Origin of the sequence: Tenacibaculum amylolyticum (assembly GCF_964511145.1) — a bacterium.
GTDB lineage: Bacteria > Bacteroidota > Bacteroidia > Flavobacteriales > Flavobacteriaceae > Polaribacter > Polaribacter amylolyticum.
This window is the reverse complement of sequence record NZ_CAZEFZ010000066.1, coordinates 148,898-174,188: the sequence shown is the minus strand read 5'-3', so window position 1 is coordinate 174,188 and position 25,291 is coordinate 148,898. Positions and strand designations below refer to the sequence as shown.

Annotated in this window: 20 protein-coding genes; 12 read left to right on the top strand and 8 right to left on the bottom strand. The window is 31.3% G+C overall.

What is annotated here, in order from left to right:
• Window positions 1-21: 21 nt before the first annotated feature.
• The 3 genes from ACKTTC_RS15990 (at window position 22) to ACKTTC_RS15980 (ending at window position 3,291) form a co-directional block, all read left to right on the top strand.
• Window positions 22-1,035, top strand: coding sequence for a cytochrome c oxidase subunit II (locus ACKTTC_RS15990; protein ID WP_408040855.1), 1,014 nt, complete (start codon window positions 22-24; stop codon window positions 1,033-1,035).
• 39 nt (window positions 1,036-1,074) lie between these two features.
• Window positions 1,075-2,853, top strand: coding sequence for a cytochrome c oxidase subunit I (locus ACKTTC_RS15985; protein ID WP_408040854.1), 1,779 nt, complete (start codon window positions 1,075-1,077; stop codon window positions 2,851-2,853).
• Window positions 2,854-2,937: 84 nt separating this feature from the next.
• Window positions 2,938-3,291: a hypothetical protein gene (locus tag ACKTTC_RS15980; RefSeq protein ID WP_408040853.1), complete on the top strand. Its 354-nt coding sequence runs from the start codon at window positions 2,938-2,940 to the stop codon at window positions 3,289-3,291.
• A gap of 186 nt (window positions 3,292-3,477) precedes the next feature.
• Here ACKTTC_RS15980 and ACKTTC_RS15975 read toward each other — a convergent pair whose 3' ends face one another.
• A complete protein-coding gene (locus ACKTTC_RS15975) occupies window positions 3,478-6,171 on the bottom strand; it encodes a GEVED domain-containing protein (RefSeq protein WP_408040852.1) in 2,694 nt (897 codons plus the stop codon).
• A gap of 157 nt (window positions 6,172-6,328) precedes the next feature.
• Here ACKTTC_RS15975 and ruvB point away from each other — a divergent pair, with 157 nt between their 5' ends.
• Genes ruvB through ACKTTC_RS15955 form a run of 4 tightly spaced genes read left to right on the top strand, consistent with a single transcriptional unit; the run spans window position 6,329 to window position 10,888 of the window.
• Window positions 6,329-7,351: a Holliday junction branch migration DNA helicase RuvB gene (gene ruvB / locus ACKTTC_RS15970; protein ID WP_408040851.1), complete on the top strand. Its 1,023-nt coding sequence runs from the start codon at window positions 6,329-6,331 to the stop codon at window positions 7,349-7,351.
• Entirely contained in the window at window positions 7,352-9,079 is a 1,728-nt protein-coding gene (locus ACKTTC_RS15965) for a SulP family inorganic anion transporter (protein WP_408040850.1), read from the top strand.
• Window positions 9,080-9,089: 10 nt separating this feature from the next.
• A complete protein-coding gene (locus ACKTTC_RS15960; RefSeq protein WP_408040849.1) occupies window positions 9,090-10,493 on the top strand; it encodes an MBL fold metallo-hydrolase in 1,404 nt (467 codons plus the stop codon).
• A gap of 11 nt (window positions 10,494-10,504) precedes the next feature.
• The gene (locus tag ACKTTC_RS15955) at window positions 10,505-10,888 is read left to right on the top strand and encodes a rhodanese-like domain-containing protein (protein WP_408040848.1); all 384 of its coding nucleotides are present in this window, start codon (window positions 10,505-10,507) and stop codon (window positions 10,886-10,888) included.
• A 122-nt stretch (window positions 10,889-11,010) separates the two neighbouring features.
• On the opposite strand, the gene ACKTTC_RS15950 is transcribed toward ACKTTC_RS15955, so the two are convergent.
• From ACKTTC_RS15950 to ACKTTC_RS15920, 7 genes are all read right to left on the bottom strand, one after another.
• Window positions 11,011-13,425, bottom strand: coding sequence for a TonB-dependent receptor (locus ACKTTC_RS15950; RefSeq protein WP_408040847.1), 2,415 nt, complete (start codon window positions 13,423-13,425; stop codon window positions 11,011-11,013).
• A 283-nt stretch (window positions 13,426-13,708) separates the two neighbouring features.
• On the bottom strand, window positions 13,709-14,113 hold the full coding sequence (gene arfB / locus ACKTTC_RS15945; RefSeq protein ID WP_408040846.1) for an alternative ribosome rescue aminoacyl-tRNA hydrolase ArfB: 405 nt from the start codon (window positions 14,111-14,113) through the stop codon (window positions 13,709-13,711).
• A 3-nt stretch (window positions 14,114-14,116) separates the two neighbouring features.
• Window positions 14,117-14,770, bottom strand: a complete 654-nt coding sequence (locus ACKTTC_RS15940) for an AAA family ATPase (protein ID WP_408040845.1) — start codon at window positions 14,768-14,770, stop codon at window positions 14,117-14,119.
• Window positions 14,734-15,363, bottom strand: coding sequence for a nicotinamide riboside transporter PnuC (gene pnuC, locus ACKTTC_RS15935; RefSeq protein ID WP_408040844.1), 630 nt, complete (start codon window positions 15,361-15,363; stop codon window positions 14,734-14,736). Before pnuC ends, ACKTTC_RS15940 begins: the two co-directional genes overlap by 37 nt.
• The gene (locus ACKTTC_RS15930) at window positions 15,347-15,607 is read right to left on the bottom strand and encodes a hypothetical protein (RefSeq protein ID WP_408040843.1); all 261 of its coding nucleotides are present in this window, start codon (window positions 15,605-15,607) and stop codon (window positions 15,347-15,349) included. Before ACKTTC_RS15930 ends, pnuC begins: the two co-directional genes overlap by 17 nt.
• 31 nt (window positions 15,608-15,638) lie before the next feature.
• On the bottom strand, window positions 15,639-16,286 hold the full coding sequence (locus tag ACKTTC_RS15925) for a hypothetical protein (RefSeq protein WP_408040842.1): 648 nt from the start codon (window positions 16,284-16,286) through the stop codon (window positions 15,639-15,641).
• Window positions 16,287-16,630: 344 nt separating this feature from the next.
• A complete protein-coding gene (locus ACKTTC_RS15920) occupies window positions 16,631-17,257 on the bottom strand; it encodes a 4'-phosphopantetheinyl transferase family protein (protein ID WP_408040841.1) in 627 nt (208 codons plus the stop codon).
• A gap of 62 nt (window positions 17,258-17,319) precedes the next feature.
• Here ACKTTC_RS15920 and ahcY point away from each other — a divergent pair, with 62 nt between their 5' ends.
• The 5 genes from ahcY to ACKTTC_RS15895 all read left to right on the top strand — a co-directional run bounded on the left by ahcY (window position 17,320) and on the right by ACKTTC_RS15895 (window position 25,172).
• A complete protein-coding gene (ahcY, locus tag ACKTTC_RS15915) occupies window positions 17,320-18,636 on the top strand; it encodes an adenosylhomocysteinase (protein ID WP_408040840.1) in 1,317 nt (438 codons plus the stop codon).
• Between the two features lie 171 nt (window positions 18,637-18,807).
• Complete coding sequence (locus ACKTTC_RS15910; protein WP_408040839.1) at window positions 18,808-20,187, top strand: hypothetical protein; 1,380 nt, start codon at window positions 18,808-18,810, stop codon at window positions 20,185-20,187.
• Window positions 20,188-20,310: 123 nt separating this feature from the next.
• Window positions 20,311-21,687 carry a hypothetical protein gene (locus ACKTTC_RS15905; protein ID WP_408040838.1) on the top strand — a complete coding sequence of 459 codons (1,377 nt, stop codon included), beginning with the start codon at window positions 20,311-20,313 and terminating at the stop codon, window positions 21,685-21,687.
• A gap of 123 nt (window positions 21,688-21,810) precedes the next feature.
• Window positions 21,811-23,370 carry a hypothetical protein gene (locus ACKTTC_RS15900; protein WP_408040837.1) on the top strand — a complete coding sequence of 520 codons (1,560 nt, stop codon included), beginning with the start codon at window positions 21,811-21,813 and terminating at the stop codon, window positions 23,368-23,370.
• A gap of 125 nt (window positions 23,371-23,495) precedes the next feature.
• Window positions 23,496-25,172, top strand: a complete 1,677-nt coding sequence (locus ACKTTC_RS15895) for a hypothetical protein (protein ID WP_408040836.1) — start codon at window positions 23,496-23,498, stop codon at window positions 25,170-25,172.
• Window positions 25,173-25,291 lie beyond the last annotated feature (119 nt).

Sequence of the window (25,291 nt, the reverse complement as noted above, 5' to 3'; positions counted from 1 at the left end):
TAAAAAAATAAGTATATAAATATGCTAGCTCTATTTTATATTTTCATTGCAGTAGCACTAGGAGTAAGTTTTTGGCAAATTACACGCGTAATGAATTTACGTAATGTAATAGCAAACGATCAAGACAATAACAAACAAGGAAAAATAGCCTTAGGGTTTATGGTATTCCTTTATGCTATGATGATTTATTGCTTATTAGCAATGAACGTTATCATGCTACCAGAAAGTGCATCTATTGAAGGGGAACACGATGATACCTTATTCAATATTACATTTATCTTAATTGGTATTGTACAATTCATAATGCAATTCTTAATCTTCTTCTTTACATATAAGTACAGAGGTAATAAAGATAGAAAAGCATTATTCTTTGCAGATAGCCATAAATTGGAGTTAATCTGGACAGTAATCCCAGCTATTACAATTGTATTATTAATTGGATATGGATTATGGCAATGGAACAACATCATGTATGTTGGAGAAAAAGATGATCCAATTGTAATTGAAGTATATTCACAACAGTTTAGATGGGATGCACGTTATGCAGGTGCAGATAATGAATTAGGTTTAGGTAATGTAAACTTTATCAATATCAACAAGCAAAATACAATGGGAGTTGATATGTCTGACCCAAAGTCTCAAGACGATAAACAAGTAACAGAATTATACTTACCAAAAGGAAAAAAGATTTTATTCAAATTCCGTTCTCAAGACGTATTACACTCGGCTTATATGCCACACTTTAGAGCGCAAATGAACTGTGTACCAGGTATGGTTACTCAGTTTGCATTCACGCCAAAGTTTACTACTGAAGAAATGCGTCAGAATCCTGAAGTTATTGCAAAGTCAAAAGGTATTAATAAGATAAGACAAGCAAAAGGTGAAGACCCTTATGTGTTTGATTACTTATTATTATGTAATAAGATTTGTGGAGCTTCTCACTACAACATGCAAATGAAAATAACTGTTGTAGAGGAAGATGAGTACAAAAAATGGTTAGGAGAGCAAAAAACATTAGCTCAAGTAATTAAGTAAGGTCAAAAAATAAATTTATTAAGCTATATAAATTAAATTATGTCAGCAGAACATCACCATCATAAAGAAACATTTGTAACCAAGTACATTTTTAGTACTGATCATAAAATGATTTCTAAACAGTTCTTGATTACAGGAATGTTCATGGGAATTATAGGTGTATTCATGTCAATGTTATTCCGTTTACAACTTGCGTGGCCAGAAAAGTCATTCTCTATTATTGAGGCTTTCTTAGGAGATCACCAACAAACTGATGGAATAATGAATCCAGATACCTATTTAGCATTAGTTACTATTCACGGTACAATCATGGTATTCTTTGTACTTACAGCTGGATTAAGTGGTACATTCTCTAACTTATTAATTCCATTACAAATTGGAGCAAGAGATATGGCGTCAGGATTCATGAATATGATTTCATACTGGTTATTCTTTATATCTTCTATCGTAATGGTAATTTCTTTATTCGTTGAAGCAGGGCCTGCATCAGCTGGATGGACAATTTACCCACCGTTATCTGCTTTACCACAAGCAATTCCAGGTTCAGGTATGGGAATGACATTATGGTTAGTTTCGATGGCTATATTTATCGCATCTTCTTTAATTGGTTCATTAAACTATATCGTAACGGTATTAAACTTAAGAACAAAAGGAATGAAGATGACAAGATTGCCATTAACAATGTGGGCATTCTTTGTAACAGCAATTATCGGTGTAATCTCTTTCCCAGTATTATTATCTGCGGCTTTATTATTAATTTTCGATAGAAGCTTTGGAACATCGTTCTATTTATCAGACATATTCATTTCTGGAGAAGTATTACATTATCAAGGTGGTTCACCAGTATTATTTGAGCACTTATTCTGGTTCTTAGGACACCCTGAAGTATATATTATCTTATTACCTGCATTAGGTATTTCATCTGAAGTAATTTCAACTAACGCTCGTAAACCAATTTTTGGTTACCGTGCAATGATTGGGTCTATTTTAGGAATTGCATTCTTATCAACAATTGTATGGGGACACCACATGTTCGTTTCAGGAATGAATCCTTTCTTAGGTTCTGTGTTTACATTTACAACAGTATTAATTGCAATTCCGTCTGCAGTAAAGGCATTTAACTATGTAACTACTTTATGGAAAGGTAATCTACAATTAAATCCAGCAATGTTATTCTCTATAGGATTAGTTTCTACATTCGTTTCAGGAGGTTTAACAGGATTAGTACTAGGAGATTCTGCATTAGATATTAATATTCACGATACATATTTTGTAGTGGCACACTTCCACTTAGTAATGGGGGTTTCTGCATTATTAGGAATGTTTGCTGGTGTTTATCATTGGTATCCTAAGATGTATGGAAGAATGATGAATAAAGTTATGGGGTACTGGCATTTCTGGTTAACAATTATTGCTGCTTATGGAGTATTCTTCCCAATGCACTTTATTGGATTAGCTGGTTTACCACGTCGTTATTATACAAACTCAAACTTCCCAATGTTTGATGACTTAGTAGATATTAATGTATTTATTACAGTAATGGCAATCATTGGAGGTTTAGCACAGTTAATATTCTTAGCAAACTTCTTTATTTCGATGTATAGAGGACCAAAGGCTTCGCAAAACCCATGGAGATCAAATACATTAGAATGGACTACACCAGTTGAGCATATTCACGGTAACTGGCCAGGAAAAATACCAGAAGTTCATCGTTGGGCGTACGATTATAGTAAAACAGATGAAAATGGAAATTATATTCACGGACAAGATTTTGTTTTACAAACAACACCTTTAAAAGACGGAGAAGAGCCTTCTTAAGGAAACATAGCATAAAAAATTAAAAGCCTTTCATTTAGAAAGGCTTTTTTATTTATATTGATGCTACTTAAAAACAATATTCAAATGAACCGACCTTTAAATTATGTAGTACTATTTTGCTTTTTTGTTTGTTTGCTAAGTTGCCATACAAATAAAAAGGTTTCAGATAAAGAAAACTCACTTAGTAGTATATCTGAGAATTTGACTAAAAAAGGCTTTAAAAAGGCTGTTATAATCAAAAATAAGGGGGAATCTAATTGTGCTTTATTAGTAAGCTTAACAGATTCAAAAGAAATGCTAGACCCTATAGGTATCGATCAAAATAACTTTACAAATGAAGAAAAAATCTGGTTAAAATTTACTTCTCTAAGAATGAAAAATAGATGTAAAGAAGCTAGACCTGTAAATGTTATAGAAATAAAAAAAAGAGATGATTAATTCATCTCTTTTTTTTATTTAAAAGGAATAAACTAGATAGTTATGAATTAATCAGATAAATAGAGGCAGTCATACAGAAAAAGAGAATTAAAAGTATCTATAAAGAATAAAAAAAGGGGACTAAAAGTCCCCAATATAAATTAACTTCAATACTTAAAGTATCAAGTGTAGTTTGTTACTGATAAATTATTTAATGATTAATTTAACTGTTTTAAACTTTCTTGTACCACCCATTCTCACGATATATACACCTGGATCAGCATAAGACATATCTAATGAATAGTTGTATTTGTTACCTTGCTTTTCTATGTTATTAAAAACAACTTGTTTCCCAAGTATATCATAAACTCTAAAGCTTATCATATCTTCATAATCTGTCGTTAATTCAATTTGGAATTGCTTATTAGCAAGTGTAAGTACTTTGATTTGGGCATTATCTAAAATAATATCATCAGTACTTAAAGTACCATCTACAACTTTAACAGTATAATCATGTACTTCACCATAATCAAAGTTAGAACAAGCATCATTAATATCTCCATTAGATGTATTATCTATTGCTTTTAATCTTAGAATATGATTACCAAGTGGAGCAGTTTGAGGAATATCTAAATTAAAGTCTTGTAAAGCATTTGCTACATTAAATGTTTCTCCGGTAATTAATTGTTCATTAGCTTCAAATGTACCATTGTCATTAAAATCAATCCATGCAGAAATACTCTCACCATCAGGATCATCAGTCCAGTTATGCTGTGCTTTTAAAACATAAGGTTCGGTAAGTGATCTGTCTAAATCTGTTGATAAGTTTCTTCTATCTACATAACCACTCACATTTCCTGTTGAATTACAACCATTATTTCCATCGTCAGTGTCTATAGTTCCTAAAACAAATCTTTTAATACCATCTAAGTTACATCCTTCAGTAGCAGCTGGAGTACATAAATTTAAAGAGTTTGTTACCTGAATTGTAGCTTTATCATTTGATGTATTGGCGTCATCAACTAACGCGGTAGCAACTTCAATAGAATACGTTTGATTTGTAATAGATAAATCAGCTGTTGTAGCAAAAGTATAAGTAGCTATTTGAGCTTGGTTTAACGTACCAGTATATGTTTCTGTAATAGTAGTTCCCCCATCTATAGTGTAACTTACAGGGAAGTTAGATTGACTTTCCTTACCAAAGTTTTTAATAGATATTGTAATGTTTTCAGAATTAGTTAATTCTCCACTAGTTGGATTTTGAAGAGTAATAATACCAACATCTTTATTAGGAGGAGCAGTTAATTGAAATACTCCCACCATATTACTTCTTGCTCCATTATTAAAATATTCACTAACAAACCAGAAATCTGCATTGTTAGAAGGATCAACAGTAAGATGAGAATAATCTGCATATCTATTAGCTGTATTGTCACTATTACTTTGAACAATTAATTCTTCTACAGCAGTCATTGCATTTAAAGGATCGTCTTTAAACCTTCCTGTGTATCTAAGAGAAATACTTTCTGTAGAACTAACAGATGAGTATCCCATACCAATATTTCCTTCGCCATCCATTGCCATACTAGCACCAAATGCATGTCTACCATCTGGAGCAATGTAAGTTCCTTCTTGATAAATAGACCATGGCTGACCATCACCATTTTGTCTTAATTCATACCACCTTACTCCTGCTAATTTATTTTCAGTATCTGTATTTACAACAAAGTTAAATACAACAGAGTTATGAGTTGGGAATTTTCTGAATTGCGCTTGGTTCATTATAGTAGCCTGCATTGCGTCAATATTTGGTCCACTAGGTTGAGGAAGATTAGAAAAACCACCTCCGTCAAATACTCCTGTAAAAGGAGCTGTTGGTATTTCAGTAGCCGCAGAAATAGTTGAGTTAGCAGGTGTAGCCCAATCAACATCAATTGTCCATAATTTTAAATGATCTGAACTTACTCCAGACCATGCGTCATCTTGCATGTAAACAATAGTTGCATTTCCAGTAGCAGGTAAATTGCCATCAGTAACATTAAAAGCTTGAGGACTATAGAATCCATTTGTAGCCATGCCAGGAAGAGAAAATGCTTGAATACTAGCAGAAGCGTCCCCAGCTAACATTTTATCTCTTTCAAGTGCCCAAACTTGGCCATTTCGTACATTTCCACTTAGATCTGTAGCGCTAATATTTGCAGTCACATAATATCCATCAGACCAAATAGAAAATTTAGTATAATCTGGGAAAGTACCTGTTTGAAAAGAATTAGCACTATAAATATGCCATCCTCCATTAATAGGATCGTTGGTTTGTGAAATTGCAACGTGAAATCCATTAGGATCGTCTTCAAATTCAGTAACAATATAGCGGTCAGCTTGTGCATCATAAAGCACAATAGGATCCCCGTCTGCTCCTCCAGGGAAAAGAGTTGCTAAACTAGCAGCAGGAGTAGCAGGAGTACCATCTTTATTAAAGATTCTAAAAGCGGTGTTCCATGAAGCAATATAATAGTCTCTACCAACTGCACCTGTTGGGTCAGATGGAGTAGAAGTACTATTTGTTGTTTCAAAAGTTAAGCTAGTAGATTTGACACGTCTGCTAATAGCATTTTTTTGGGCATTAAGTAACGGATCAAGTCTTTTAGGTAATCCTTTACCCGGAACTACTTTATTTCCTTTAGTTCTTTTATCTCTCCCGTAAAAATTATCCTTGTTAATTGAGGCAGGAATAAAAGTTCCTTTAGAAATTTGTTCTTTTATACTAGGTACAAATTGATAATTTAATTTTCCTTTCCAAATTGATTTTTGAGCTTGATTAGGTACTTTATCTTGTCCATAAATATTCGTTATAAAACAAAATGATAGTACGTAAAATAGTTTTTTTAGTTTTGGTTCCATATGATTTTGGGAATGATTAAGTCAGTAAATATACAGTATAGAAATGACATTTAACAGATTAGGTTTTTTTTGTTTAATTTTAAACAAATTGATTGAAATTAAAGAAAAATTTTTAGCATGTAGTTGAGTGTTAAAAACGTTTATATTTGTTGTTGAGATGAATGAACATTTAAACCCAGAAAATACAAACTATTCCAAAGATGAAATGGATGTAGAAAAAAAACTACGTCCGCTTTCTTTTGATGATTTTACTGGACAAGATCAGGCGATTGAGAACTTAAAAATATTTGTTGAAGCAGCAAATCAGAGGGATGAAGCTTTAGATCACGCGTTATTCCATGGACCTCCAGGTTTAGGAAAAACAACACTTGCAAATATTCTAGCAAATGAATTAGGAGTTGGTATAAAAATAACTTCAGGACCAGTTTTAGATAAACCAGGAGATTTAGCAGGTTTACTAACAAACTTAGATGAAAGAGATGTACTGTTTATAGATGAGATTCATAGATTGAGTCCAGTAGTTGAAGAGTATTTATATTCTGCAATGGAAGATTATAAGATCGATATTATGATTGAATCTGGGCCAAATGCAAGAACTGTACAAATCAATTTAGAGCCATTTACTTTAGTTGGAGCAACAACGAGATCAGGACTTTTAACAGCTCCAATGAGAGCGCGTTTTGGGATTAGTAGTCGTTTACATTATTATTCAACAGAGTTACTAACAACAATTATTCAACGTAGTGCGATGATTTTAGGAGTGCCTATTTCTATGGAAGCAGCAATAGAAATTGCGGGTAGAAGTAGAGGAACACCTAGGATTGCCAATGCATTATTACGTAGAGTACGAGATTTTGCGCAAATAAAAGGAAATGGAAGCATTACTTTAGAGATAGCAAGATATGCGTTAAAAGCATTAAATGTAGATGCACATGGGTTAGATGAAATGGATAATAAAATCCTAATTACAATTATAGAAAAATTTAAAGGAGGCCCAGTTGGACTTACAACTTTAGCTACAGCTGTTGCTGAAAATGCAGAAACTATTGAAGAAGTATATGAACCATTTTTAATCCAACAAGGGTTCATCATGAGAACTCCACGCGGTAGAGAAGTGACAGATTTAGCTTATAAACATTTAGGAAAAATTAAAGGAAGTAGTCAAGGAGAATTATTTTAAGTGGGAATTCAAAAACACATACCGTTATTAGAATGGCTGCCAAAGTATAAAAAGAATCAGCTAAGAGGAGATGTTATTGCAGGGCTTACTGTAGCTACTGTGTTAATACCTCAAGGGATTGCTTATGCTTTAATTGCAGGTTTGCCTCCTATATATGGTTTGTATTCAGCACTAATTCCGCAAGTAATTTATGCCATTTTTGGTTCTTCAAGACAAGTAGCGATAGGACCAGTAGCTATGGATTCTTTAATCGTAGCAACAGGAGTTTCTACAATAGCTTTAACAGGATCCGAAAGTTATATTGCCATTGCAATTTTCTTAGCATTTTTAGTTGGAGTAATTCAATTATTAATGGGGATTTTTAGATTAGGTTTTATAGTGAATTTCCTATCAAGACCAGTAATTACTGGTTTTACTTCTGCAGTAGCATTAACTATTGGGTTAAATCAATTAAGAAATCTTTTCGGAGTAGATTTTTTACAAAGCGATCAAATACATATTTTGTTAGAAGATGTATTTTCTAGAATAACAGAACTAAATGTACACACTACACTTATTGGATTAATTACCTGTGCAATAATTTTAATTCTTAGAAAAGTAAACAAGAAAATCCCGAATGCTCTAGTTGTAGTTACTTTGGGGATTTTGATAATGTATTTCTTCGGAAAACAATTTTCAGATGTGGCTATTGTAAATAGTATTCCGTCAGGATTACCATCGTTTTCTGTACCAGAACTAGATTTTGGTTTAGCAAAAGATTTATTATCTATTGCTTTTACACTAGTTATGGTAGGGTATTTAGAAACAATTTCCATAGGAAAATCATTAGAAGCACATCAAGATGAGTATAGAATAGAACCCAATCAAGAATTAATAGCTTTAGGTTTGAGTAATATTGCAGGTTCGTTTTTTAAATCGTATCCATCTACTTCTAGTTTTTCCCGATCTGCAATCAACGCAGAAACAGGAGGAACTACAGGAATATCAGCAATTATATCTGCTATTATGGTAGTTTTAACACTACTTTTTTTAACGCCCGTTTTTTATTTCTTGCCTAAAACAGTATTAGCAGCAATTATTATCGTAGCTGTTTTTAGATTGGTAAATGTAAAAGATGCGAATTTTCTATGGAGAGCAAATAATTTAGACTTTTGGCTTTTAATAGCTACTTTTCTTTCTACACTTATTTTAGGAATTGAGTATGGAATTTTAGTAGGAGTAGGTTTGTCTTTAGTTGTACTAATTTATAGAACTTCTAGACCACACGTAGCAGAGTTAGGAAAAGTACCAAATTCTGATTTTTATAGAAATAAAAATAGATTTAGTGAAGTTATTTTAGAAGAAGATGTTTTAGTTTTCCGTTTTGATGCGCAATTGTTTTACGCAAATGCAAGTTACTTTAGAGAGCAATTAGAAAACATGGTAGCTGCAAAAGGAAATTCTTTAAAATTGATAGTTTTAGATGGGGAAAGTATTAATAGAGTAGATAGTACAGGAGTAGAGATGCTAAAACAGCAAATAATATACTATCATAAGCGAGGAATTATTTTTTACTTTGCAGGTATAAAAGGTCCGGTAAGAGATGCATTGTTTAAAGCAGGAATGTTAGATATAGTAACAATTCATCATTTCTTTATGCGAGCAAATGGAGCCGTAACATTTTATAAAACAGGAGATAATAAAAATCAAATAAAATACGCACAATATATTCACCAAGCGTACAATTAAGAATAGAAATATGAAGATAGAGCAAATTTACACTGGCTGTTTATCACAAGGAGCTTACTATATAGAAAGTAACGGAGAAGTTGCCATCATAGATCCTTTAAGAGAAGTGCAACCTTATTTAGATAGAGCAAAAGAAGATGATGCGAAAATAACTTATATTTTCGAAACACATTTTCATGCTGATTTTGTAAGTGGACATATTACATTGGCTGAAAAAACAGGAGCAAAAATTGTATATGGTCCAAATGCAGAGATGAATTATGATGCTTATATAGCAAAAGATGGAGAGTCTTTTAAAATTGGAAATATAGAAATAGTAGCTTTACATACACCTGGTCATACGATGGAAAGTACTACGTATTTACTAAAAGATGAACAAGGTAAAGATCATGCTATTTTTAGTGGAGATACATTATTTATAGGTGATGTAGGTAGGCCAGATTTAGCGCAAAAAGGAAGCATTACACAAGACGATTTAGCAGGCTTTTTATTTGATAGCTTACGAAATAAAATCATGAATTTAAATGATGATGTTATTGTATATCCAGCACATGGAGCAGGTTCTGCATGTGGTAAAAAACTAAGTAAAGAAACCTTTAGTACTATTGGAGAGCAAAAGCAAACAAACTATGCTTTAAGAGCAGATATGACGAAAGAAGAGTTTGTTAAAGAAGTAACTGATGGGTTATTACCTCCACCAGATTATTTCCCTTTAAATGTTAAATTAAATAAAGAAGGATACGATTCAATAGATGCTATTATAGAGAAAGGGACTAAAGCTTTGTCTGTAGAGGATTTTATAACAAAGTATGAAACTCATAATGCATTAATTTTAGATGTACGCCATCAATTCGACTTTATAAAAGGATTTATACCAAATGCAATGTTTATTGGTTTAAACGGAACGTTTGCACCATGGGTAGGAGCATTGATAAAAGATATTAATCAGCCAATTCTTTTAATAACTCCAGAAGGAAAAGAAGAGGAAACAATTACAAGATTGGCAAGAGTTGGTTTTGATAATGTTCTTGGGTATTTAGCAGGAGGTTTTGAAAGCTGGAAACAAGCAAACAAAGAAATAGATACATTAACATCTGTTTCTGCAGAAGCTTTAGAAAAAGCGATTCAAGAAAATGCTATTGTTTTCGATGTTAGAAAGCCAGGAGAATATGAAAATGAACATATAAAAGATGTAGAAAATACACCTTTAGATTATTTAAATGATTATCTTAGTGTATTCCCTCATAATAATACAAACTTCTATATTCATTGTGCGGGAGGTTACAGATCTGTAATTGCTGCATCAATCTTAAAACGTAATGGAATTCATAATGTCATCGATGTAGCAGGAGGATATGGCGCTATTAAAAAGACAGGTATTGTAAGAACAATGCCAACCTGTCTTTCATCGTAGAATAATACATAATGAAGAGAATAATTTTAAGTTTGATAGTATTAATAAGCTTAGCTTCTTGCGTAACAGAGGACAAACGAGTTACGAATATTACTGTTGAAGACTTAAAATCGATTTTAAAAGAAAATAAAAACATTCAATTGTTAGATGTTCGTACTTCTACAGAAGCCAAAGACGGTATTATCTTTGATGCTATGCAAGTAAATCTTATTTCTAATGATTTTGAAACTAGAGCTATTGAAATACTAGATAAAACAAAACCAGTGTATGTGTATTGTAGGTCTGGAGGAAGAAGTAAAATAGCTTCTTCTGTTTTGGTAGATAATGGTTTTAGAGTTTATAACGTAAAAGGCGGATATAAAGAATGGATTAAGAAAACTAAAGTAAGTGAATAAAGAGAAATTTATTAAAAAATTAGAAGCTCTCTTATTTTAGGCTGTTAAATCAAAGCCTCTTAATTATACAATATAGCATAAAAAAACCGAGTTTAATAACTCGGTTTTTTTATTTAACTAGATTAAAACTTCAGGGTGACTCCTGCTAAGAAATTTATAGTTGCTTGTGGATAAAAACCAGCGCCATCTACAGTTGTAGTTACACCAGGATTTGTCCAAGTATCATCAAAGAAGAAATAATAACCTCTATCTACATATTCTCTATTAAAAATGTTATTAATTAACCCTGTAAATACAATAGAATCGAAGATTTTCTTCGTTTTTAATTCGTAAACAATATTTAAATCACTTGTAAAATAGCTGTCTAATTTTTCTATTGAAGAAATACGACCGCTTAAGTTCCCCATAAATTGCTCTCCAACATATTTTGATAAAAACGCAATTTGTAAATTATCTATAGGAGCATAAATTAAAGAATTCCCTACAATAACATTTGGAGAAAAAGAAATATCTGTATTTCCTAGGTTTTCAATAACTCCATCAATTGGAACTTTAAAATCACGGTTTTTATTTGTACTGAAAGCAGCATTTGGTCGTAAAGAGATTTTTTCAGTAAGTTTAATATCAGCGTCAATTTCTAATCCTAATCTAAAACTACTTCCACTCGTTTCTCTTAAAGGTTCACCTACATTATTAATAGCACCAGATAATACTAACTGATTTTTATAATCCATGTAAAATACATTGGTGTTTAATTTTATATTATCTGTAAGTAAACGCCAACCTAATTCAAAATCATCTAAAGTTTCATGTTGTGTATTTCCTCCCTCAAAATCATTTCTGTTAGGCTCCCTATTTGCTCTTGCATATGAAAGATATAGGCTATTTACATCATTTACTTGATATGTTAGTCCAGCTTTAGGATTAAAGAAGTTAAAATCTTTATTTATATCTAAAGGATTTCTATCAGAAGTTAATCCATTCGTTCTATAATTTACAAACCTTCCTTGTAAATCAACATACGCATTCATTTTATCATTTAATCTAATGTTTGCTTTTATAAATGAACTTAAATCGTGCTTTTTAGCATCACTAAAATAATAACGATCTCTAATATTTGTATTAGGAGCTAAATCGCTTCCCCAAATTACTTCTCCATAATGATCGTTTGTGTAGTTACTATAAGATCCACCAGCAATAACTTCTAATCCATCTATTGTATAGGTCGCAGCAGCATTAAAAACATAAAAATGATTGTCTAACCAACGACGTACAATTACATCACTACCATCAACTATTAAACCATCGTAATCGGCAGCAGATTCACCTTGTTTAAATTGCTCAAAATATCCTTTTCCTCTTGTATAATTTAAACCAATATTAGTTGAAAGTTTATCACTAAACTTTTCATTCCAGTGTAATTGATAATGATCTTGCCAATAATTGTCTGTTTCATTATCGTATAAGTAGTGGTTGTATCTTCTGTCAGAATTTCTAAGATTTTCAGCTTGTTCTGGAGTTAAACCATTATTAACGATAAAATCTTCAATTCCTTGAGCATCTCCAGTTAAACGAGCAAGTGGAGTACCAAACCAAGCTTGATACGTTTTCTCAGAACCACCAAAAACTAATGCTTTAATTAAGGTGTTTTCATCAGTATAACTTCCTTGTAAGAAATATGATTTTAAATCCGTAGAAGCTCTATCTATGTAGCCATCAGAATAAATATTCGATAAACGACCAGATAATTCAAAATGATCGTGTAATTTACCTGTTGTGAATTTTACAGTGTGCTTACGAGTTCCAAAAGAACCAAAAGCATTAGAAATTTCTCCACCAGCTTCTTCTGAAATAGCATCAGTTAAAATATTTAAACTAGCACCAAAAGCTCCAGAACCATTAGTAGAAGTTCCAACTCCACGTTGTAATTGTAAACTTTGTGTAGAAGAAGCGAAATCTCCTAAGTTTACCCAAAAAGTACCTTGACTTTCAGCATCGTTGTATGGAATTCCATTAATAGTAACATTAATTCTAGAAGCATCAGAACCACGAACACGCATGTATGTATATCCAACACCAGCTCCTGCATCTGAAGAAGAAATAACCGAAGGTAAGTAGTTTAAAAGTACAGGAATATCTTGTCCTAAATTACGTTTAGCGATTTCCTTTTTAGATAAATTTGAGTGCGTTACAGGAGCGTCTGCTTTTACACGTACAGATGAAACTAATACTTCATCTAATACATTGTCTTCAGAAACTAATGTAATTACTAAATCTTTAGCATTAGAAGAAACTTCCTTTTTTATAGTATTATAACCAACATAAGAAACCTCTAGAAGATGTTTTCCTTCAGACACTCTTATTTTAAAGTTTCCTTCGGCATCAGTTGTAGAACCTTTTTTAAGATCTCGAATAACTACAGTAGCACCAATTAAAGGTTTTTTATTATTATCTACTACTTTTCCAGATAAAATCACCGATTGTGCCTGAATAGATAATGAGATTGCAAAAAATAAAAGAGATACTAATATCTTCACTCTTTTAAAAGTGTTTAAAAACGTCATTAAAAGTAAATGAATAAAAAGAGGTAATTATTCGTATGTAATTTGAATAATTAATAATTATGAAACTTTCATGTGCGAAAGTTTAACATACAATTCCCTAAACAGCATTACCTGTTCTAGGTTCAATGGGTATGATCTCAGCCTCGTTAATTAATTATGAATTCTAAACTTAGAATTCATAATTCAAAAAGGCACCCCTTTATGAGAACAGGGCAAAGGTAAGATGGTTTTTTGGAATAATGAATAGTAACTTCTATTAATCGATAGTAGGTTTTCGTCTCGATTGCTTTTTTTCTGATTGTCGTTTTTTATTTTTCGCTTTTTTAATAACAGAACTTCTAGTTGGTTTTGTAGCTTTACGAGTTTTAGAAATTATAAAGCATTGTTTTAATAAACGAAAAAGTTGAGTAATTACAAGTACCTTATTTTGATGTTGCGACCTGCGTTCTTGACATGTTAAGATGAGAAGATTGTCTTTTGAAATGCGGTTAGCAAGTTTTTGAAAAGCAAGTGCTTTTTCTTTTTCAGTTAATCCTGAAGAATTTGCAATATCAAAAACCAATTCAATTTTTGAAGCAACTTTATTTACATGTTGTCCACCGGGGCCAGAACTTCTAATTGCTTTAAATTGAAGTTCTTTTTCAATTATTGAAAAATTCACAACTTAGTGCATAAAGCTATTAGGATCTACTGTTTGATGCATGAAATGAAAGTCTAAATCAATCAAAGAATCAGAATATGAATAGAGGTTTTCTTTTTCTGCAATAATTTTATCAATTACACTTATTGCTTTCTTCAATCGGGTTTCTTTGTCACCTTTTAATAAAACATAAGGTCTGTTATATCGCTCTAATGCATTTTTAAAAGCATTAAACATTTCTTCTCGCTGTTCGGGACGATCTCGTAAATCATCTTCCTCCCAAGGAGTGTCTATATAAGTAAGAAAATAAATATCGTAGCTATTAGCAATGGCATGTTCATCCAATATCGGATCTACAAAACCTCCATAGTATTCTTCAGAATATACTTTGGTTTCTAATAAATCGGTATCACAAACTAATAATTTATCTGCTTTTTTAGCCAAGCTATTTTCTAAATTCATTTGCCCAACTGCAATCGGAATCAAATCGCTCTTTTCACAGATTTTACGCTCATTATTCCATTTATCTTGTAAATATTCACGAGCATATTCTGGTGCCCAAACAGTATTGTAGTGTCTGGCAAGTTGACGAGAAAGCGTTGTTTTACCAGTACTTTCTGGACCAAATAAAACGACTTTTACTAAGTTAATTTCAGATTGTCTAAGTTTTTCTTCCATGCTAAATATCCTGCAATTGCTATAAAGGTAAAGAATAAATACTGAAAACTAGTGAAGGTAAAACCTTTGTAAAAATATAAAGGAACAGAAATAATATCACCAATAATCCAGTAAATCCAATTTTCTATTTTTCGTCGCGCCATTAACCACATTCCAACAAAGAAAATAGCTGTAGTAACTGTATCTACATAGGCAGTCCAACTAGTCCATTTGTCGAAAACAACATAAACAACATACACAAAAATTAAAGTTGCTATAAAAATAAATAAGCTTATTTTTTTTTCAGTTGCCGTTGTTCTAGAAATCGGATGCGTCACTACGCCATCTTTTGTTTGTGTCCAAATATACCAACCATATACACTCATAATGAAGTAATATCCATTAATCATCATGTCTCCAAGAAGTCCCCATTTTAATAGTAAATACACAAAAATGGAAGTGCTAATCATACCCGTAGGGAATACCCAGATTTTATTCTGTTTCGAATACCAAACAGAAAGAAAGCCAAAAATAACCGCTATAATTTCTAAAGTAATATCGAGAGTACTGGAATCAGCATATTGCCCGAAAAGAAAATCAAAAATTTGGTTCATAGTCGCTGCGATCAGATTTTACAATTTTTAGTAATAACAAACCATTGTCTATTAATTCAAAAGCATTTTTAATTTCTGAAGTTAAGAGTTGCATCACAGTATCATAATCACCATAAATTTGAGTGCTTAAAGGATTTTCAAGAATTGTTAAACCAGAAGCTCTTAATTTTTTAATGAAGTTAATTATTGGTTCTTCAAAAGTGTCTTGAAGTGGGGTAAGTGTTAACTCAACTGATATTTTCATTGAATAAAATTTCCGACAAAAATAAAGACTATTATTCAAATAGTTTTTTCAGATCTTGTTTTGAAGTTTTTTTTAGATTCAGGTTCAATAATTTATTATTTAAACTTTGATTAAGTTTTATTTTATCTGAATAATAAACATTCTTTTTTCTGTCAATAACATAATCTTCTTTAATAACAATTAAGTAGGTTTTTCCGAAAAGAGGAATTTTTTTAAAGTTCAGAGGTTCATTAGGAAGTTTTGTTATTTCATCATATATTTTTAGATTTTCATAATAAATGAAAAAACGAGGTTGAAAATATTTATTTCCTTTCTTTTTTATATTGAAACTTACAGATTTTTCTACCTTAATAAAATTAGGGATAAAGACCTCTTTAAGGTTTTTTGGTATAAAAAAGTTATAGTTATAATTTGGGAATTGAGGATGTTTTTTATTGTATTCCTCTTTAGTAAGAAATTTTCTATTATTTGATTTTATTTTTTTTGCAATAGAGTCTTTGTGAAGCAGAATTGCTTTACTAATGCCACCTCTTAATAGAATTATGACTTCATCATATAAATGATTAGCTTCAGCCCAATCAACATTTTTTAATACTTTTTTAGAATGAAATATTCTATGCTCTTGATATTTTAAGTTATTCTTTGGAAGAAAAAGATCTAGTTTTTTTCCTTTCTTCAACATTATCTGTTTTCCATTATCTGATATAAATGAAAATTTTAGTGATTCAACTTTATTTTCTTTACCGTTATAATTTTCCTGTAATTCTAAAGTTAATTTTGAATTTGTATTAATATTTAAGTCCTCTTTGAAAAAGTAAATTACGGTACCTTTTTTACCAATTATTTCTTTCTCTATAATTGTGTCTAAATTAAAACGTTGTATTTCTTGACTTAATAAAGAGAATGAATGCCAGAACGAGATACAAATCAGTAGATACTTTTTTTTCATAGTAATTCAGTTTTTAAGTGATGAGCAGAATAAAATCAAAACTCATACCAAAACTTTGATGCTATTTAAAAATTTTAAAAAGCATACACACAAGTAAAATCTTCTATTTCTAAAAAATGAATATCGTATTGAGAAGTAGTTCCTTCGTATAAGATTTTTCCGGTTGTAGTATCAGAATCAAACGAAAAATCTTCAATATACATATGGTTTAAAAAGAGTAATTTTTTCTTTCCATAGATTTTATATAAACTTTCTTTAGCGCCCCAAACGATGGTAAGTTTACTAACCAAAGCATCATGGTTAGCAATTGATTTATATTCTTCAATAGGTGTGAATTTATGCGCAATTTTCACAATTTTATCACGTCTTTTTTCAATATCAATTCCTACTTTATTATCTTTAGAGATAATTAATCCAGAGAACGTAAACGAATGTGTAATAGAAATATGAGTGCCATCTTTTAAGTGCGGCTTTCCATATTCGTCATAATATAAATCGTTATCTGTATAGCCAGCTTCTTTTAATAAATGTCGCACACTTAAAAAGCCTCGCTGATGCAGTTCTGACTTCATACCCATAACTCTTTCATTGCTTTGTTGAGTAAGTGAAATTCCGTCAGATAAATCATTAAAAGATTCTTCAATCTTCCAAATCAAAACTTTAGAATTTTTATTAACAGTGATTGTTTTATACAGTGGCATGATTTCGAAAGTTATTTTGTAATTTTGCGACTCAAAAGTAAGATAAATAAATATACAAAAATATGAGCACAAAAGCCGCTACGTATGTTCCTTATAAAGTTAAAGATATTTCTTTAGCAGACTGGGGAAGAAAAGAGATTGAATTGGCAGAAGCAGAAATGCCAGGGTTAATGAGTTTACGTGAAGAGTATAAAGATGAGCAACCTTTAAAAGGAGCAAGAATTGCAGGATGTTTACACATGACGATTCAAACTGCGGTTTTAATTGAAACATTACAAGCTTTAGGCGCAGAAGTTACTTGGAGTTCTTGTAATATATTCTCTACACAAGATCAAGCTGCCGCTGCAATTGCTGCTGCAGGAACTCCAGTTTATGCTTGGAAAGGTATGAATGAAGAGGAATTTGATTGGTGTATAGAACAAACATTATTCTTTGGAGAAGATCGTAAGCCATTAAATATGATTTTAGATGATGGTGGAGATTTAACGAATATGGTATTAGATAAATATCCAGAATTAGCTGAAGGTATTAACGGATTATCTGAAGAGACTACTACAGGAGTTCACCGTTTATACGAAAGAGTAAAGAATGGAACATTACCAATGCCAGCTATTAATGTTAACGATTCTGTAACTAAATCTAAATTTGATAACAAATACGGATGTAAAGAATCTGCAGTAGATGCAATTCGTCGTGCAACAGATGTTATGTTAGCAGGAAAAAGAGTTGTAGTTTGTGGATATGGAGATGTTGGTAAAGGTACAGCTGCTTCTTTCCGTGGAGCGGGTTCTATTGTAACAGTTACTGAAATTGATCCAATTTGTGCATTACAAGCAGCAATGGACGGTTTTGAAGTGAAAAAACTAGAAACTGTTGTAGGAAATGCAGATATCGTAATTACAACTACAGGAAACAAAGATATCGTTCGTGGAGAGCATTTTGAAGCAATGAAAGATAAGACAATCGTTTGTAACATTGGGCATTTCGATAATGAAATTGATATGGCTTGGTTAAATGGTACTTATGGAGATTCTAAAGTTGAAATTAAACCACAAGTAGACAAGTATACTGTAAAAGGAAATGATATTATTGTTTTAGCAGAAGGACGTTTAGTAAACTTAGGATGTGCTACAGGTCACCCAAGTTTTGTAATGTCTAACTCATTTACAAATCAAACTTTAGCTCAAATCGAGTTATGGAATAATATTGAAGCTTATAAGAATGAAGTATACATGTTACCAAAGCACTTAGATGAGAAGGTAGCAAAATTACACTTAGCTAAAATTGGTGTTGAGTTAACAGAATTACGCCAAGATCAAGCAGAATATATTGGAGTAACTGTAGAAGGTCCATTTAAGCCAGAACATTACAGATACTAATATTTTCACTACTATGTAAATAGTTAGAAAATAAAAACTTATACTAGTAAAAACTCGCATTTTTTGCGAGTTTTTTTATTGGTTTTTAATAGTTTTGCATTCAAATTGCTAATTGAAAGGGGAACTTCTTTTAGCTATGTAATAAACAAAACATTAAACTTTATTAATTTTATGAGAAAGACAATTTTAACAGTTTTACTTTTAGGAGTTACTAGTATTGTAAACTCGCAAGATACGAATGTACAAATAGGCTTAAATGCTCCTGCAAACGGAGTAAAAATAAAAGCAAATTGGCCAGGAGCAAATGGCGGATGGACCAGAGGATATCAAATCGTGAATCAAAATGATTCCGAAACATTTATTTCATTTGGGTCTTATGGAAGTATTAATAACGGGGTTTCTTCATTAACATATAGTTACATTGGTAAAGCTTATAATAACGCTTATATGTTTTTCAAGCCTAATGGTAATATTGGAATTGGAACAAATGATCCCAAAGAAAAATTAGATGTAAATGGTAGTATTATAATCAAAGAAGGAAGTAATCTATCTTGGGGAGGTAAATATGGTGCTGGAATTCCAACAATAGCTTCAAATAATACTTCTGGTATTTTCTTTTACCCTAACGGAAGTACTCTTGGGGCTACTATGAATATTCACAAATCAGGGAATGTGGGTATAGGTAAAAGTGGTCCTTCTGAAAAATTAGAAGTAGTAGGTAATGTAAAAGCATCTTCATTTATAGTAAATAGCGGTTTATTTTCTTCGGATTTAAACTCTAATATGTTATCATTTTCTAGAGATGGTGTATCATATATAAATAATAGAAATAGTAATGGGTCTATAGCTATTAGAACTGGTGGAACAGCTAATGTTGATTTATTAGTAGATGCTAAAGGTGATGTAGGTATTGGAACAACAAATCTAAGTTCTAAGCTGACTGTTAAAGGAGATATTGCTGTTGGGAACGGGAGCAATTATAAAGATATTATTTTAAAAACAGGAAATAATATTAGTGGCTATAATGGGGTTTTCGAAATTACGCCTAAAACAAAACCAGGAAGTGGAACAGCACAACAAGTAACTTATTTTAAAAATGCTGAACATCCTACTGGAAAAACAATTCATAATGTTCTTATAGATGGGAGAGTAGGAATAGGAACTACTACACCAGGTGAAAAGTTAGCAGTTAATGGTACTGTTCATGCAAAAGAAGTTCGAGTAGATTTAAATGGTTGGCCAGATTATGTATTTACAGATGAGTACACTTTACCTACATTAGAGGAAGTAGAACAACATATTTCAGAAAAAGGACATTTAGTAAATATACCATCTGCAAAAGAGGTAACAAAAAATGGTGTACAACTGGGAGAAATGAATAAAAAGTTGTTAGAAAAAATTGAAGAATTAACCTTGTACACGATTCAGCAAGAAAAAGAAATTAAAAATTTACAGAAGCAAAAGGGCGACATACAGGTTTTGAAAGAAGAAAACCGAGAATTAAAAGAACGTCTTAATAAAATAGAAGAGCTTCTTCAAAAAAACAGATAATTTTAAAACTCGCATTTTTTGCGAGTTTTTTTATGAGCTTTAATATTTTTGTGTAAAATATGCTAATTGAAAAAGAAATTTCATTTAGCAATCATATATATCCAATTTAAAACTTATTAATTTATGAAAAAGGTAATTTTATTAATTACATTCTCTTTATGTGCGCTTTTCTCTTTTTCTCAAGAGAAAAATATTGAATGGTCCGGTGAAACAGCATACTTCCCTAATCATCAAGAAAATCAAGTTAGTTATATCAATTTTGGAGATGCTCAGCTCTGGGGATGGATTGAAGTAACGATAACTAGTAGCTATAGTTATAGATTGTCTACAGGGAAGTACACTAAAAGATTTCAAATAGGGAAAAATCAAGGAGCAACAGGGTATTTTACAAAAGCTTCAGAGATAGCAGCTAGTTTTGGCCCAATAGCAGATGAATGGAAGCTAGGTGAATTTGAATTTGTAAATGGAAATTTACGTATTCCTATTTACCATTTATTAACTACACAGAATAAGTTAGATATAAGGATTACAGGAATGACTGTAACAGCTTATGATACAAGTAATATATCAATATCACCAGTAACTACTTTAGTCAATGATGAAACAGCAGATATTGTAAGCTTAGAAAGAGGAGTAAGCTTACGAAAAATTGATTTAAAACCCATACAAGGAAATTGGCTAACAGGTAAAAATGATACAAGAGGTATAAGTGCTACTCAACAAAAACACGATAATTACCAATCGTTAATTCGTCAGAAAACAGCAAACGGACATGTGATCAATCTTGGTGGTATTGGAGATGTATTTGGTTTTTTCGGATACGATAAAAATAGAACAGTAAATGGTACCGACTACCAAATGGTGATGAATCTTAATAATGGCTATGTAGGTATTGGAGAACTTTCACCACAAGCAAAACTAGTTCTTAAAGAAAATAATCAAGTTTTAAATTTCCTAGTAAATAAAAAATTAACAGGAACTTGGCCAGCTACAAATGAACATACTACAATGACAATACAATCTTCAGGAGTTTCTTCAGGAAATTTAGCTTTTGCTAATGGAAATAGAGAGAGTATGAGAATCACAGCATCAGGAAATGTAGGTATAGGAACTACAAATGTTCCTTCTAGTTATAAATTAGCAGTCGCGGGGAAAGTAATTTCAGAAGAGGTAACAGTTAAATTACAGTCTAATTGGCCAGATTATGTATTTACAGACAATTATAAATTACCAACATTAGAAGAAGTAGAGAAACATATTTTGGAGAAAGGGCATTTAGTAAATATTCCATCGGCAAAAGAAGTTGAAAAGAAAGGTGTTGAGTTAGGGGAAATGAATAAAAAATTATTGGAAAAAATTGAAGAATTAACTTTATATACTATAGAACAAGAGAAAAAAATAATCAATCAAGAAAGAAAACTTAAAAAAGAAGAAGAAAAAAATAAAAAATTAGAAGAGAGATTGACAAAAATAGAAGAGTTTCTTCAACAAAATAGATAATTTTAAAACTCGCGTTTTTTGCGAGTTTTTTTATTGATTTTAATACATTTGCATCAAATTTGCTAATTGAAAAGGGAACTTCTTTTAGCTATGTATTACATTTAACTTAAAATTTATTTTATTATGAAGAAGATAGTTGTATTAATTACAGTACTCTTAAGTATAAGCTTTTCTTACGCACAAGAAAACTATTTTGAATGGACAGGAAGTCGATCATTTCAAAACGGAATAGATAATCAGGTAGCATATCTTAATTTTGGAGATGCAAAGCTTTGGGGATATGTTGAGGTGACTATAACTGGAGGGTATGGACATAGATTAACTTCGGGAACATATACCAAAAGAATAAGAATTGTGAAGAATTTTTCTTCCGAAGGAAATTATTTTAACCAATCTTCTGAGGTTCCAGCAAATTTTGGGCCAATAGGAGATGAATGGAAAATAGGAGAGTTTGAATTCGTTAACAATAATTTACGTATTCCTATTTACCATCTTTCAAATAAAGGGAATACAATTCGTGTTTTGGTAAAGGGCTTAAGTGTGCAATCTTACAATGTGAATAATTTATCTATAACCAATCCAGTAGTAATTACTAATAATGAAGATAGAGATAATGTTAGTATTTTGGATAGTAAAGTTGGAATTGGAACAACTACTCCAAGTGGAAAATTAACTATTAAGCACCCATCACAAGATTCTAATGGTATTGGTGCATTAAAAATAGAAGGTAGCGGATCAGCAAGTTTAAGAATAGGAGCAAATAATGATTATTCATGGATTCAAAGTCATGGCTCAAGACCTTTATATATTAATGAACTAGGAAATAATACGATATTGAATAAAAATGGGGGAAATGTAGGAATAGGAACAGTTATGCCAGGAGAGAAGCTAGAAGTAAAAGGAAATATGAAAGTTTCAAGTTCAACATATAATACTATTTATAAAAATATAGGTATTAATGGAAGTAATCATCTAATACTTCAAGCTGATGCTTCTTATTTAAGATTATCTGCACCAAACAATTATATTAATTTAAGAGGAGGAAATGGAACTAGAATACAAAATACTGATGGTTCTATTACTCATTTAATGGTTAATTCGTCAGGTGATGTAGGAATAGGTACGACAAGTCCAGATGAAACATTAACAGTATCTAAAAGAGGAGTTACTATAGGTATTTACGATACTAATCCATTGTCTAATGCAAATAATAGAATAGCTAGGTATGGAAATTCATTAGTTATTCAGAATGATTTAAATGGATCATGGTCTGATAATGTTAATTTTGTAGATAATGGTAGTGTTGGAATAGGAGTTAAAGATTTTTCATCAGATTATAAATTAGCAGTTGCAGGAAAGGTAATTTCAGAAGAAGTAACCGTACAATTACAATCTACTTGGCCAGACTATGTTTTTACAGATAATTACGAATTACCTACATTAGAGGAAGTAGAACAACATATTTCAGAAAAAGGACATTTAGTAAATATACCATCTGCAAAAGAAGTTGAAGAAAAAGGAATACAACTAGGAGAAATGAATAAAAAACTCTTAGAGAAAATAGAGGAGTTAACATTGTATATAATTCAGCAAGAAAAGAAATTGAAGAAGCAAGAAGAAAAAAATAAAAAGTTAGAAGCAAGATTAGCTAAAATAGAAGAGCTTCTTCAACAAAACAGATAATTTTAAAACTCGCATTTTTTGCGAGTTTTTTATTGATTTTAATACATTTGCATCAAATCTGCTAATTGAAAAGGGAACTTCATTTAGCTATGAAATTATATCAATAACTTAAATTTTATAAACTTATGAAAAAGGTAATTCTATCAATACTTTTTTTATGCATTGGAATTGCTACCAATGCACAATGGACAAATACAGGTAATAATACAACTACAGGAAGAGTAACAGCTAACGAGTATAATTTTCCAATCAATTATTATGATTTTTCAAAGTTGCCAAGAACTCAGATTAGTCCAATGAGTATTAAGCTTTTTGATGATTATAATACTTTACGACCAGGAGGAACTTCTCCGGATAATAATAATTATGGGACTTTATTGGCAATTTATGGGAGAAATAATCATTGGGAGTCTAATATCTATTTCGGAGCCACTACTAAAAAAATGTATTTTAGAACGAGCACATGGTCAGGATCAAATGGTAGTGAAAGTGGGGTGCAAGGTGATTTTCACCATTGGAGAACATTATTAGACTCTAGAAGTGATGTAAAAAGCACTGGGTTGTTAAAGCTTAGTGGAAATGGGAAACATTATGTATCTAAAGGAAGTTTTGGAATTGGTACAACAAATCCACAAGGAAAGTTTGAAGTGTATTCTATAGATGAGAGTAAAGAAATCTTTTTTAGAGCGCAGCATGATGCAAGGAATCAAAATAGTGACTCTCCAAGATTAAATTTTGTAGGATATGCACAAACTGCAGGTTTTGGTATTCAGGCTTTAAACTCTGGAGGATATGGAAAGAAAGATTTAGTTTTTTATGCGCATAAAGCAAGTGATTATACCACATATTATGAAGCTGCTAGGATAACGTATGATGGAAAACTAGGTATTAATACTACAGACCCTAAGGCAAAACTAGATGTTAAAGGAGATGGAATTTTTAGAGCGTTAGATAATGCTCAGGGATTAGCATTAAATTTAAGAAATATAAATGGAGCAAATTCTTTTACATTAAGGGCATATAATGATAGAGGAGAAATAAAAGGACAAAACTACCTTGATCTAGATATAAAAGATACAGCTGGGAATATATGGTTACATGGAGAAAATGGAGGAAATGTAGGTATAGGTACCAATATTCCAACATCAAGATTAAGCGTTGAAGGAACTACTAATGGGAGAGTCGCTGATTTTAAAATTAAAAATGTAAGTACTTCATGGAAGGATCAAATAAAAATTACAGGCGATTTAGATACGCCTTATGGTATTGCTTTTACAGGAAATGGTCATCATAGAGGAGGTTTGTATGCTAAAAACCATACAACAAGTGGGAGTGGAGATATTACGTTATGGTCAAGAGCTAATGGGTATATTATTTTAGATGGGAATAGAGTAGGAATAGGAACTACTACTCCAGATGAAAAATTAGCAGTGAATGGAACAATACATGCTAAAGAAGTAAGAATAGATTTAGTAGGCTGGCCAGATTATGTATTTACAAGCAATTATAAATTACCAACATTAGAAGAAGTTGAGCAACATATTTCTGAAAAAGGACACTTAGTAAATATTCCATCAGCAAAAGAAGTTGAAGAAAAAGGAATACAATTAGGAGAAATGAATAAAAAACTCCTAGAGAAAATTGAGGAGTTAACATTGTATACAATTCAGCAAGAAAAGCAGTTAAAAGATCAAGAAGCTGGTATAGAAAAGCAAGATGCTAAACTAGAGAAATTGGCAAAAGAAAATGAAGAGCTGAAAAATAGATTAGCAAAAATTGAAGAGTTACTAAATAAAATGTAATAACAAAATACGATACTATAATTAAAAAGACTCTACAGATTGTTATAATCTGTAGAGTCTTTTCTTTTTAAACTGAAAGTAAGCAGATTTCATTACATTTATAACAACCAAATTATAAA